A 12,332-nucleotide genomic window follows, 5' to 3' on the forward strand; every position below is an offset into this window, starting at 1 on the left:
TTCCAGCACTTCCTCCTTCCATGGAGGTCGTAAGACACACAAAAGACACAGAATACGATCCGGTTTGAGCTTGGTTGTCGCTATTTCAAAACAGAATTGTTAACAGAGACAAGTGAACGAATTTGCGCATTGCGCACACGAGTTTGCTTGACGGTCACAGAGGCGTTGAACCACCTGATCCCATCCCGAACTCAGAAGTGAAAAGCGCCATCGCCGATGGTAGTGTGGGAGATCCCATGTGAGAGTAGGTCGCCGTCAAGCTTTAATTTAGAAGGCCCTGATAGCTTATGCTGTCAGGGCTTTTTTTCGTCTTAATAAACGCTCTAAACAATCAACCGCATTGAACCACCTGATCCCATCTCGGAACTCAGAAGTGGCACTTTATTCGCCGCAGGCGCTTGCCATCGCCGATGGTAGTGTGGGCTTGATTGAATTAAAAAGTCATGTGATTGGCGATGTTCCAAAGGAACCAGCCAAAGACGCCGGAGGCGCTGCGAAGTAGGATAACGCATAGCGTTAGATCCGTGAGGTCGTTATCAAGATTTTAAATAGGAAGCCCTGATCAGAAATGGTCGGGGCTTTTTTTCGTCTCAAGAAAATCTAAAAACGTAAAAAGGGGAGTCAACCTCCCTAAAAATTGGGTTCGGGGCCGTGAGAGCGTCTCTTGCCATTCCTACAGATCCCGCATTCACAACGTCATTACCGCGAAGGCGGTAATCTATTGTTTTGCAGCCTTAGACTATCACCTTGCCATCGTATTCGCTTGCGCCTGTTTCGCAGGCTCAACGCGTCGGCGCGAATCCAATAGCAAGGCGACGATTGATCTGAGTTAATCTTTTCAAAGATAGAGTGTGAGATCAAGGGGTGTCATTCCTACAGCACCTGCATTCACAACGCCATTACCGCGAAGGTGGTAATCCATGGCCTTACAGCCTTTGCAGATTGCCACCTTGCCACTGTATTTGCTTGCACCTAAATGCGTCGGCGCGAATCCAATAGCAAGGTGGTTTCAATGTATTCCTATTTATCTTTTCAAATCATGAGGAGAGTAAACTTCCATAAAGTCTCCACCTCGGGTTCTGCTGTTTTAGTTAAAGCAACTTCATGGTGCCATTTTTCTCTAGGTTGATGTGCCAGCTAAAAGCCTCATCTAGAAGGTGTGGTGTATGGCCACCACGAGCGCAAGCACGTTCGAAGTAGTCGAGCATTTGGTTGCGATAGTCTGGGTGCACGCAGTGTTTGATGATTTGCACCGCACGTTCACGAGGAGCTAAACCACGAAGGTCAGCAAGACCTTGTTCGGTCACCAGAATATCCACATCATGTTCGTTGTGGTCCACGTGGCTGGCCATGGGGACAACGCTTGAGATGGCGCCGTCTTTGGCGATGGATTTGGTAACGAAGATGGCCATGTTGGCGTTACGGGCAAAGTCGCCAGAGCCACCGATGCCGTTCATCATTCGAGTGCCACAGACGTGTGTGGAGTTCACGTTACCATAGATATCAAACTCCAGTGCGGTATTGATGGCAATGATGCCAAGGCGACGCACGATTTCAGGATGGTTAGAAATCTCTTGTGGGCGTAGAATCAGTTTGTCTTTGTAATGCTCAAGGTTATCAAAGACTTTTGAGTTCATACGTTCTGATAAGATGACAGAACAGCCTGAAGCAAACGTCATTTTTCCAGCATCAATCAGATCAAATGTCGAATCCTGTAGAACTTCAGAGTACATAGTGAGGTCGGTAAAATCCGAATCCAATAAGCCCATCATCACCGCATTGGCGATATTGCCGATGCCCGCTTGTAGCGGCCCTAGGTTTGGCGCTAGGCGTTTTTCAGCGACTTCGTTTTCTAAAAAGGTAACGAGGTGTTTGGCAATGGCGGCCGTGTCTTCATCGGGCGCCCCAACGGTTGAGTAAGAGTCGTTTTGGCTGGTGAAAACAATCGCCGCAATTTTTTCCGGTGGAATTGGAATCGCAGTGCTGCCAATTCGGTCATCCACTTTAACCAGTGGTACTGGCGTGCGTGTTGGGCGGTAGGATGGAATGTAGATGTCGTGTAATCCTTCGAGCTCTGGCTTATGCGACGTGTTGATTTCGACAATCACCTGTTTAGCAAAAATGGAAAAGCTTGCTGAGTTACCTACAGAAGTCGTTGGCACAATATGACCTTCTTCTGTAATCGCAATGGCTTCGATAATGGCAATGTCTGGCAGTTTTAATTGATGGTTGCGCAGCTGTTCTACGGTTTCAGAAAGGTGTTGGTCAATAAACATGACGTCGCCATTGTTGATGGCTTTGCGTAATGTGGTATCCACTTGAAAGGGCATACGACGCGCGAGACTGCCGGATTCGGTTAGAATTTTATCAAGGTCATTCCCCAGCGATGCACCGGTCATTAAATTGATTTTTAGCGGGTGTTCTTTCACTCGCTCAGCCAGTGCTTTAGGAACGGCCTTGGCTTCCCCTGCACGGGTAAAACCACTCATGCCCACGGTCATACCGTCTTTGATAAATTCACTTGCTTGCTCAGCTGACATGACTTTTTCATGTAAGCCTGCATGTCTAATTCGCTCTAATTGCATCCTGAAACCTTTATGCTGTTTTTATTAATTAGGATCTACTTTAGATAATATAAATCGCTCTGTAGCCAGTTCTCTGGACTAGAGCACGGAGCCTATTTTCTAGGCCTCAGTTTTGGCGAAATTTATATTACGGATAAAAATGAAGAGGTGACTTACTATAAGGCTTCTGCTTTAGAGAGTAAGTTAGACATAAGTCTGAGATTCGGGAAGTGAATGTTGACTATATGCTTAGATAGCGCAATCAATGGGGACATTGATGGCTCTTACGCAAATCAATGAGACTGATCCTATTGGTATTCAGGAATCAATCTTGGATCACGATTAGCCTATACCAGTCCACCTTGCCATTCAATTCGCTTGCGCCTGTTTCGCAAGCTCAACGCGTCAGCGCGACTCAAACCGCCAAGGTGACTAAAAAAGCCTGCTATTGCTATAAATCACAGCCAATGGATCGATTTGTCGATAAAACTTTCTCGTTTTCCTTAGCGAAAATTGAAAATATGCTCTAAGATCAATCATTAAGCAAATTCATAGTCGAAATAACGCGCTGTGGATAAACGGGATAACGAGCATGCTCGTTTTTCTAATTTTAGTCTTTGTTGATATCTCTATTAATGGCTTCAGAGTCAGTGACTTATAGTTAAATCAATAAGATTTGAATGATATGTAAACGCACATGCGCACTATTAAACTGTTAGCTTCAAAGAGGAATTCTATGGAAGAAATAAAATTATTCAAGGAATTGGGCCTTGATGGCCATTTGCATGTTGCGGCTTATGTATTGCTCTTTTCTTTCATAGTTAAAACTCTCTATACGAATCATATTCAGCAGTTCTTATCTGATATCACAGGTTTGATATCACGCATAATGGGGAGAGTTAGAGAGGCAATGAGTCCAAGTCTGTATGACATACTCCCGGAGCGTGGGAAAAGGTTTTGTGATTTTATTGAAGTATTGTGGAGCTATATTGTAACTGTCGTTGCTGCCATTTATTTTGTTATTTTTGTTATGCTGTCGAAGTATATTGATTGGTCAACTTTTAACTTTGAAAAAGGTGTTCTGTATTTTGGAACTTTAATTGTATTTTTATCCTTGGTATTTGCTTCTATGGCAAGTGGTAACAGAGCCATCCAAAGTTTTAGAGGGGTGTAAGTTAACAAACCGCTGCACGCTGACACATACTGCTACGCTCGTTTTTGTGTATACCGCTGCGCTCCATTTTCACACAAAAACGCTCTTCACAGTATGCGCAGGTGAGCGGAGCGTTAGAAGGAGAGACATGGATACGGCATTCCGGCACCTTCATATGCCAAGTGATCTGGCGTGTGAGTTTCTGGTGGTGTTTGCTCGGATGGAGTATGCACTAAAAGCGACAAGATTCGCGTTTCGGAATCGAAACGATATTTTTGCCTCGTGGGATCGATTTGCCAATGAGGCTCATGAACGGTTCCATGCTGAAACCAGTGAGGAGTTGAAAGCAGCCGTTGATTTTCTTTGGGATTTTCCTCCCCGTAAACAGTTCCTTGCTGACGATGAGCGAGTCCGCTTTCGAGATTTTGAAATCGATCCAGCCCAACGCCAACTTCAGTAACTGATACTGATGGTTCGAACCGTTAGAAATAATCTATTTCACGGTGGTAAACATCTCCCAGATGGTGAATCGGAACCAGGGCGGAACGAAAGGCTAGTTCGCTCATCGTTGGTTTTACTGCGGGAATGTGCCCAGTTGGTAGATGATGTACGAGAGGCCTATGGGCGATAGCCCTTCTAACAAGGCCAAGCAACGTGACATTGTGCAAAGGTCTCTATATTAAATTACTTATCTAATCTGTTATTGCAGCGAAAAGTGTCTAGATATTCTGATTAATCCATTGTTCTAATTGGACTTCTGGTAACGCGCCGCTTAGACGGTTTATTTCTTTACCGCTTTTAAAGACGATCAGTGTTGGGATGCTGCGGATGTTGAATTGCGCACTAATACGTTGGCATTGTTCAGTATCGACTTTGGCAAACAAAGCTTTTTCTGAGCGTTCCGCAAGGCGACTAAAAACTGGCCCCATCATTTTACATGGTCCACACCATTCGGCCCAAAAGTCGACCACGATTGGCAAATCGGTATTGGCAATGTATTGCTGGAAGTTTTGTTCTGTGAGGTTTACGGGGTGAGTGGTATGCAAAGCGCTTTTGCATTTACCGCATTTGCCTGCTTTATGGGATTTGCCCTCAGGGATGCGGTTGATGGTGAAGCAGTGTGGACACGCGATATTCATAGTGTGTCTCCTATTAGAATATACTAATGTAAATGGGATGGGATTACCGAAATTCAAGGGTGAGACGCAAGTAAAAAAGGCTCTGATTGGGTCGATCAGAGCCTTATATGACTAACAAGATAAAGATAGCGTTATCGCGTATTGTCGGCCAATTCGCTTAGCAAAGCCCTTTGCGCGCTGCGATATTCGCCTTTGCGAGGTTTTGAGAGTTGATATGAACCATCGCTCTGTAAAATCCAGCTTTGGGTATTATCCGATAAATATAACTCCAGCTCTTTTTTCACACGACGAGATAAACTGACGTCTTGAAGTGGGAAGGCAACTTCTATTCGGTTATTCAAGTTGCGATCCATGCCATCGGCACTGGATAAGTATACTTGAGGGTTACGGTTGTTATAGAAGTAGTAAACGCGAGTATGTTCCAGGAAACGACCAATGACACTGCGGACGCGGATGTTGGAAGACACACCTTTGATGCCAGGGCGAAGTGTACAAATACCACGAACGATCAAATCAATCTTCACGCCCGCTTGAGAGGCTTTGTATAACGCTTGAACCAAGCGTTGCTCCGTCAAGGAGTTTACTTTGATGATGATACGAGATGGTTCGCCTTTTTGAGCATTTTCTGCTTCGCGGTTAACCATGTCCAACAAGCGATCACGTAGTGTGAAAGGAGCATGTAAGAGCTTTTTCACCTTGAGTTCTTTGCTCATACCAGTCAGCTGTTGGAAAACTCGATGCACATCGTCGCCGATTTCTTTGTCACAGGTCATGAAGCTATAGTCAGTATAGAGGCGGGCGTTACCAGCATGGTAATTCCCTGTGCCTAAATGTACATAACGCGTTAGTTCTGAGCCTTCTCTACGGACGATGAGGATCATTTTCGCATGGGTCTTATGACGAACGACCCCATAAACAACAATCGCGCCAGCGTCTTGTAAGCGGCTAGCAAGAGCTAAGTTTTCTGCTTCATCAAATCGTGCCCGTAGTTCGATGACCACCGTTACTTCTTTGCCGTTACGAGCGGCTTCAACCAACGCGTTAGCAACAGGGGAACGCGCACCAGTACGGTAAAGTGTTTGACGAATCGCTACGACATTAGGGTCTTTGGCTGCGTCGCTCAATAAATCGATAACCGGTGAGAAGCTTTCGAATGGGTGCATCAACAGGTAATCGCGTTGGCGAATGGCTTCAAAAATACCACCTGAACTGGCGAGTTTCCTAGGCAGCCCTGGAGAAAATGGTGGATACATTAGATCTGGACGATCGACTAATTCTAATACGGCCAATAAACGGCTTAGATTGACTGGGCCGTCGATACGGTACAAATCTTGTTTTTCAAGGTCGAACTGCTTGAGCAAGGAGTCAACAATGTGCGCAGGGCAGTTATTAGCGATTTCTAAACGTACTGAACTACCATAATGGCGGCTTTGAAGTTCGGTTCTCAGCGCCCCTGCTAAGTCGACACCGATATCATCTGAGTCCACTTCTAAGTCAGCATTACGGGTTAAGCGGAACTGATAACAGCCTTTTACCGTCATGCCAGGAAACAGCTGATCCGCATGGGCGTGAATGATAGACGATAGGAATACTAGATTGTCGCCACCCTCGCACACATCATCGGGCAATTTGACCAAACGAGGTAATGAACTAGGAGCAGGCACAATGGCTAAGCCATTCTCACGACCAAAGGCATCACGGCCTTCTAACTCCACCACAAAGTTAAAGGTCTTGTTGGCGAGCCTTGGGAATGGGTGAGCAGGGTCGAGTCCAATGGGGCTAATAATAGGTAGGACGTTATCCCTAAAATAGCGTTTTACCCAGGCGGCTTGTTTTTCATTCCAGACGGTACGACGAATAAATTTAACGTTTTCGTTGGCCAGTTTAGGAAAAATAATATCATTAAGAATGCGATATTGGCGGCGTACCAGCTTATGTGCATGTTCACTGATTAAGCTAAGGACTTTTTTCGGGTGCATGCCGTCTGGACCATTTTTTTCACGGCTGTACTCAAGTTGACTTTTTAGACCGGCAACACGTATTTCAAAGAATTCATCCATGTTCGAGCTAAAAATGCACAAGAACATAAGACGATTAAAGATAGGGTGATTTTCATCCATGGCTTGTTCAAGCACACGGGCATTAAATTGTAGATGGCTGAGTTCACGGTTGAAATACAACTCGGGATCGGCCAAGTCAATTTGTTCGGGTAAGCGCTCTTCTATCGCAACTTTATTAGGATCTTGAGGCTGCTCCGGAATGGGTTCTAATACCAATTCTTCGGCCTCTACTAATGGCGTTGCAACCGCTTCTTTTTTTTCCATTTCGTTCACAGACTGTTCAGACATGCGCTTTCGTAACTCCCAAATACCGTCTTCTCATATTATTGGTATCTTGCTTTAATGCCTACCTAAGAAAGAGTAGGCATTAACTAACAAATTACACTAACGCAGCTTAGAAGCCTATAGCTCTGTGTTGCTTTGAGTAAATTTTCCTCATCTTAGCAGGCGGAATTTACGTTTAAGAAATCAGAGCTGGATAAGGGGGATATTATCCTTTCAGCAAGCGAGCTGCGTCTTTTGCAAAATACGTTAAGATGCCATCGGCACCGGCACGTTTAAATGCCACTAAGGATTCCAAAATAACGGAATCTTTGTCTAACCAGCCATTTTGAAACGCTGCCATATGCATTGCGTATTCGCCACTGACTTGGTAAGCAAAAGTGGGTACTTCTAATTCGGTTTTGACACGACGAATGATATCCAAATAAGGTAAGCCTGGTTTTACCATCACCATATCGGCACCTTCGTCTATATCTAACATCACCTCACGAATCGCTTCGTTTGAGTTTGCTGGATCAATTTGATAGGTGAATTTGTTGCCTTTTCCTAAATTGCCGCTAGAGCCAATGGCATCGCGAAATGGGCCATAGTAGGCGGATGCGTATTTGGCTGCGTACGCCATAATCAGCGTATTAATAAAGCCTTCTGCTTCGAGTTCATCTCGGATTTCACCAATGCGCCCATCCATCATATCCGAAGGGGCTACTACGTCAGCCCCTGCTTTAGCATGAGAGAGCGCTTGTTTGACAAGCGTTTCTACGGTGATGTCGTTTAATACGTAACCTTCGTCGTCGATGATGCCGTCTTGTCCATGAGTGGTGTAGGGATCCAACGCCACATCCGTTAATACGCCCAATTCTGGAAACGCGTCTTTTAGAGCTTTTACTGCGCGTTGTACCAATCCATTGGGGTTATATGCTTCTTTCGCATCAAGGGATTTTTTATCACCAGAGATCACGGGAAACAGGGCAATCATGGGGATGCCCAGTGCTACAATCTCTTTGGCCTCTTCGAGCAAAATATCAATAGACACTCGTTCAATGTTTGGCATGGAAGGAACGGCTTCTCTCACCTGTTTTCCTTCTATGACAAACATGGGATAGATGAGATCGTCAGCGGTTAAGCGATGCTCTCGCATGAGGCGTCGTGAAAAATCGTTTTTACGCATGCGGCGCATACGGGTATATGGAAAGGTCATCCAATATCTCCTTTTCGCTTGATAAGAATGTACTTTATTTATGTGACAATCTTAAGTCATTGTTGATATAACTGCTGTGTATTATCACAACGTCTAATCATTTTCCCCAATTAAGTCTTTGTTTTGACTCGACGACTAGCTCAGCTGTGCTTGGGCATCTTCCAGTTCTTCTTGTGCTTCAAACCACGCTTCTTCGTTTTCTTCTAGGGCTTTTTTCCATTTGGCCTCCTCGCTGAGGAGTGTCTGCAGTTTGTCTCGTTGCTCCGCTTCGTATAGGGTCGCATCCGTCATGGCGTCTGATATCTTGTCCAAATGACTTTGAGCGGTCTGAACCGCTTTTTCGTATTTTTCTATTTGCTTACGAAGAGGGCGTAATTTTTCGCGCAGTTCCGCCGCCTTACGGCGTTCTTCTTTGCGATCAACTTTCTCCACTTTATCTGGGTTCAGTTCATTTTTTTCGATCTGAGCCGCATTAGCTTGTCTTGCTTGTAACCAAGCATGGTAAGCGGCTAAGTCACCCTCAAAAGGTTGAATGTGATGGTCGGCAACAAGATAAAATTCATCAACGGTACTATTCAGTAGGTGACGATCATGGGAGACCAACAAGATGGAACCAGGGAACTCTTGTAAGGCCTCGGTGAGCGCTTGGCGCATTTCGATGTCCAAGTGGTTAGTGGGTTCGTCAAGGACCAATAAGTTGGGCTTTGTCCAAGAGATTAATGACAAAGCAAGACGTGCTTTTTCGCCACCCGAGAAACCTTTCACCGGACGAAGTGCATCATCACCGATAAAGCCAAAACCACCTAAATATCGACGAATATCGCTCTCTAAGACCTTCGGGGTAAGACGCTGGATGTGCAGTAATGGCGAGGCTTCTAAATCCAGTGCACTTAATTGATGCTGAGAGAAATAGCCTATTTTTAAATTCTCACCCGTGACGCGATCTCCCGAGAGAATAGCCAGTTCGCCCACAATGGATTTAATTAACGTCGATTTACCTGCGCCGTTGGGACCAAGTAAGCCGACACGTTGTCCGTCTCGCAGGGCAAAGTTGCTGTTACCAAGTTGAATTGATTGCTCGCCTGTCGGTGAGGTATAGCCCAAATCGGCTTGCGATAGATTGATCAATAGTTGAGACGTTTTTTCAGCCACGGGGATAGAAAATGAAAATTGCGAGTCGATGTGGGCAGGGCCAATCAGCTCCATCTTTTCCAGCATTTTTAGACGACTTTGAGCCTGCTTGGCTTTTGTGGCTTTGTAGCGGAAACGGTCCACATATTGTTGTAAGTGGGCTCGTTTGGCCTGCTGTCGCTCGAAGTTAGATTGTTGTTGGGCTAAGTGTTCTGAACGCTGGCGTTCGTAGTCGGAATAATTACCCTTATAAAGAGTGAGTTTTTTTTGATAGAGATGAACAATGTGGCTGCAAATACCATCGAGAAAATCCCGATCGTGTGAAATCAGTAACAAAGTGCCTGGGTATTGTCGCAACCAGTTTTCCAACCACATGACAGCATCTAAGTCTAAGTGGTTGGTTGGTTCGTCCAATAGTAGTACATCAGATGGGCACATTAACGCCTTGGCAAGGTTTAAGCGAATTCGCCATCCCCCAGAAAAATCGGCGACGGGTTTATGCATGTCCGACATTTTAAAGCCGAGACCTTGCAAGAGTGTTTCCGCACGGGATTGTGCGGTATAGCCATGGGCGCTTTCATACTCACCAAGCCAGAGGGCATGGTCGTGGTGATTATCTTGTGCTTGTGCTTTGGCGATGTTGGCTTCGATGAGACGCAAATGGTCATCGCCGTCGAGGCAATAATCCAAAGCACTGCGCTGCGTTTCTTCGACTTCTTGGGCCATAAAAGCAATACGTCGTTGGCCTGGAAGAATGACCTCGCCGGTATCGGCACTGAGTTCACCGCGAATCATTGCAAAAAGCGAGGACTTACCGGCGCCATTTGCGCCAATCAACCCTACCTTTTGGCCCTCAAAAATGGTGAGGTCGGCTTCTTCCAAAAGAAATTGTGTGCCACGTTGTAAACTGACTTCGCTAAATTGGATCATAAAACAGGGAATCTCTAAACGTCGGTAAAATATCGCTATATTGGTATTAAGGCAAAGTCGTGCATTTGCGTCTTGGTATGCATTTTAGAGGGCGACACGGGGAAACGAAATAGCCGTCAGCAAGTTTTCCTGTTGAGATCCTAATTAGTTCATCTATTAAGGTAGATGATTCGTAGGCTCAAGGGTAAAATGCGCAGCAATATTATTTGAACTTTACTCACGTCTAAAGAGGCGTAAGGTGATTTTGTGAACAGTGCATTGATTAACGAGATTCAGCGATTTTCTTTTGATAAGACCAACGTGCGTGGCGAGCGTGTGTTATTGAGTAGTGCCTATCAAGAGATTATTAAACGAAAAGTTTACCCCTTAGGTTTGGAAAAATTGTTGGGGGAGTTTGTTGCGGCTATCGCACTGCTACGCGATATTATTAAAATTGACGGTGTGTTATCCATTCAGGCGAAAGGCAATGGTTATTTGTCTGCCTTGATGGCCGAGTGCGATGAAAAGCATAACCTACGAGGCATTGCTCAATGGGATGAGGCTCAAGAAGTGCCTGACATCATTTCGCTAAAAGAAGTGTTAGCTGGTGGTTACCTAGTTATCACTATTACTCCCCGTAATGGTCAGCGTTATCAAGGGATTGTCGAAATCGTCGGAGAGTCTTTATCTGAATGTTTAGAGCAGTACTTTCAACAGTCTGAACAGTTGCCAAGCCGAGTTTGGCTTGCTGCAAATGGCGCCCAATGCGCAGGACTGTTTTTACAACGCCTTCCTGCTGAGCAAGCACAAGAAGGGGATGAGGATGCCTGGGCGCGTCTTACCCACTTAGCCTCTACGGTGAAAGATGAGGAGCTACTGGGGCTAGATACGCTAGAATTATTGCATCGCTTATATCATGAAGAAGAAGTACGCTTGTACGATACCAACCCCATGCAATTTGGTTGCTCTTGTTCTCGCCAGCGGACTTTGGAAGCGGTGATTTCGATCGGCACGGATGAGGTTCGACAGTTATTGATTGAACAAGGCAGTATCAAGGTGGATTGTCAGTTCTGTGCCGAGAAATACGAGTTCACAGAAGCGGATTTAGTAGATTTATTGGGTGACCAAGCACAAACCCACTAAGGGGGGGGGCTTGGCCAGTTAATAGGTTGTGTTGAGTCGTTAATATGTCGCATTATGGATCAAATCACGCCATGAAATAATACCAACGACATGATTCTCTGCATCCACCACGGGCATACAGGAAATAGCGACTTTTCCCATCCATGAGATGACTTCCTCTATCGACGAATGTTCTTTTACCGTTAGAGGTTGTCGTGTCATAACTTGATGAGCGGCATGATTGAGTGTCTCCTTATCTCGTGATTGTTCGGATACACTGCCGATAAAGGGGCTGATAATTCGTAACAGATCACGATCAGAGATGATGCCAACCAACACGTCATTTTCCAACACAGGAAGGTGGTGAAACCCTTTTTCTTCCATGATGTGGATCACCTCTGTTAAGCGCGTATCCATATCGACGCAAACGACATCACGAACCATAATATCTCTTGCTAGCATGACACACCTCCAAAAGGGGATGAGGAAGACGCAAGCTTGCGCTTTTTTTGGGTGCTTCCTAGTAACAGAATTGATCTTATTTATATTGAATATCGTTTTATAAATATATCGACCATTTTTGAGAAATCTTTATTTAAATGTAGAGAAAAAGTGCTGTTTTTTGACGAAAATCCTATAAAAGCCTAGATCTAAGAAAAGCGAATGACACTTTTAGCGACAGTCTTAATTTATGCCACCAAGACATTGCTGGGAAAATCCGTATAATCAAAGAATACCTGCTCAGAATCCTGGATAAGGTTGTGCGTCTCAGAT

The 12,332-nt window shown here is 45.1% G+C and carries 10 protein-coding genes and 1 rRNA gene; 5 read left to right on the forward strand and 6 right to left on the reverse strand.

The genetic code is table 11. From position 1 onward, the window contains the following. The first annotated feature begins 146 nt into the window (after window positions 1–146). Together rrf and MSP8886_RS22740 are read left to right on the forward strand one after the other, a co-directional pair. Window positions 147–261 (forward strand): 5S ribosomal RNA (rrf, locus tag MSP8886_RS21150). 112 nt (window positions 262–373) lie between these two features. Beyond that, on the forward strand, window positions 374–502 hold the full coding sequence (locus tag MSP8886_RS22740) for a hypothetical protein (RefSeq protein WP_281197880.1): 129 nt from the start codon (window positions 374–376) through the stop codon (window positions 500–502). A gap of 589 nt (window positions 503–1,091) precedes the next feature. Here the strand turns inward: MSP8886_RS22740 and scpC are convergent. Beyond that, window positions 1,092–2,585: a succinyl-CoA:acetate CoA-transferase ScpC gene (gene scpC, locus MSP8886_RS21155; protein WP_067020911.1), complete on the reverse strand. Its 1,494-nt coding sequence runs from the start codon at window positions 2,583–2,585 to the stop codon at window positions 1,092–1,094. A gap of 715 nt (window positions 2,586–3,300) precedes the next feature. Between scpC and MSP8886_RS21165 the strand changes: the two genes are divergently transcribed. Together MSP8886_RS21165 and MSP8886_RS21170 are read left to right on the forward strand one after the other, a co-directional pair. Next, complete coding sequence (locus tag MSP8886_RS21165; RefSeq protein WP_067020915.1) at window positions 3,301–3,738, forward strand: hypothetical protein; 438 nt, start codon at window positions 3,301–3,303, stop codon at window positions 3,736–3,738. 127 nt (window positions 3,739–3,865) lie between these two features. Beyond that, complete coding sequence (locus MSP8886_RS21170; RefSeq protein WP_067020918.1) at window positions 3,866–4,177, forward strand: hypothetical protein; 312 nt, start codon at window positions 3,866–3,868, stop codon at window positions 4,175–4,177. Between the two features lie 259 nt (window positions 4,178–4,436). Here the strand turns inward: MSP8886_RS21170 and trxC are convergent, their stop codons facing one another. From trxC to MSP8886_RS21190, 4 genes are all read right to left on the reverse strand, one after another. Further along, window positions 4,437–4,856, reverse strand: a complete 420-nt coding sequence (gene trxC, locus MSP8886_RS21175; protein ID WP_067020921.1) for a thioredoxin TrxC — start codon at window positions 4,854–4,856, stop codon at window positions 4,437–4,439. A 131-nt stretch (window positions 4,857–4,987) separates the two neighbouring features. Next, a complete protein-coding gene (gene ppk1, locus MSP8886_RS21180; RefSeq protein WP_083201086.1) occupies window positions 4,988–7,204 on the reverse strand; it encodes a polyphosphate kinase 1 in 2,217 nt (738 codons plus the stop codon). A gap of 202 nt (window positions 7,205–7,406) precedes the next feature. Further along, window positions 7,407–8,396, reverse strand: coding sequence for a porphobilinogen synthase (gene hemB, locus MSP8886_RS21185; protein WP_067020924.1), 990 nt, complete (start codon window positions 8,394–8,396; stop codon window positions 7,407–7,409). A 135-nt stretch (window positions 8,397–8,531) separates the two neighbouring features. Continuing rightward, window positions 8,532–10,457, reverse strand: a complete 1,926-nt coding sequence (locus tag MSP8886_RS21190; protein ID WP_067020927.1) for an ATP-binding cassette domain-containing protein — start codon at window positions 10,455–10,457, stop codon at window positions 8,532–8,534. A 246-nt stretch (window positions 10,458–10,703) separates the two neighbouring features. Here MSP8886_RS21190 and hslO point away from each other — a divergent pair, with 246 nt between their 5' ends. Further along, on the forward strand, window positions 10,704–11,579 hold the full coding sequence (gene hslO / locus MSP8886_RS21195) for an Hsp33 family molecular chaperone HslO (protein WP_175365334.1): 876 nt from the start codon (window positions 10,704–10,706) through the stop codon (window positions 11,577–11,579). A gap of 39 nt (window positions 11,580–11,618) precedes the next feature. Here the strand turns inward: hslO and MSP8886_RS21200 are convergent, their stop codons facing one another. Beyond that, window positions 11,619–12,020: a CBS domain-containing protein gene (locus tag MSP8886_RS21200; RefSeq protein WP_067020930.1), complete on the reverse strand. Its 402-nt coding sequence runs from the start codon at window positions 12,018–12,020 to the stop codon at window positions 11,619–11,621. Window positions 12,021–12,332 lie beyond the last annotated feature (312 nt).

This window comes from Marinomonas spartinae (assembly GCF_900089775.1).
Taxonomy (GTDB): Bacteria; Pseudomonadota; Gammaproteobacteria; order Pseudomonadales; family Marinomonadaceae; genus Marinomonas; species Marinomonas spartinae.

Coding starts and splice junctions, on each gene's coding strand:
- scpC (WP_067020911.1), bottom strand. CDS start 2,585: ATGCAATTAGAGCGAATTAGACATGCAGGCTTACATGAAAAAGTCATG.
- MSP8886_RS21170 (WP_067020918.1), top strand. CDS start 3,866: ATGGATACGGCATTCCGGCACCTTCATATGCCAAGTGATCTGGCGTGT.
- MSP8886_RS21165 (WP_067020915.1), top strand. CDS start 3,301: ATGGAAGAAATAAAATTATTCAAGGAATTGGGCCTTGATGGCCATTTG.
- hemB (WP_067020924.1), bottom strand. CDS start 8,396: ATGACCTTTCCATATACCCGTATGCGCCGCATGCGTAAAAACGATTTT.
- MSP8886_RS21190 (WP_067020927.1), bottom strand. CDS start 10,457: ATGATCCAATTTAGCGAAGTCAGTTTACAACGTGGCACACAATTTCTT.
- MSP8886_RS21200 (WP_067020930.1), bottom strand. CDS start 12,020: ATGCTAGCAAGAGATATTATGGTTCGTGATGTCGTTTGCGTCGATATG.
- ppk1 (WP_083201086.1), bottom strand. CDS start 7,204: ATGTCTGAACAGTCTGTGAACGAAATGGAAAAAAAAGAAGCGGTTGCA.
- trxC (WP_067020921.1), bottom strand. CDS start 4,856: ATGAATATCGCGTGTCCACACTGCTTCACCATCAACCGCATCCCTGAG.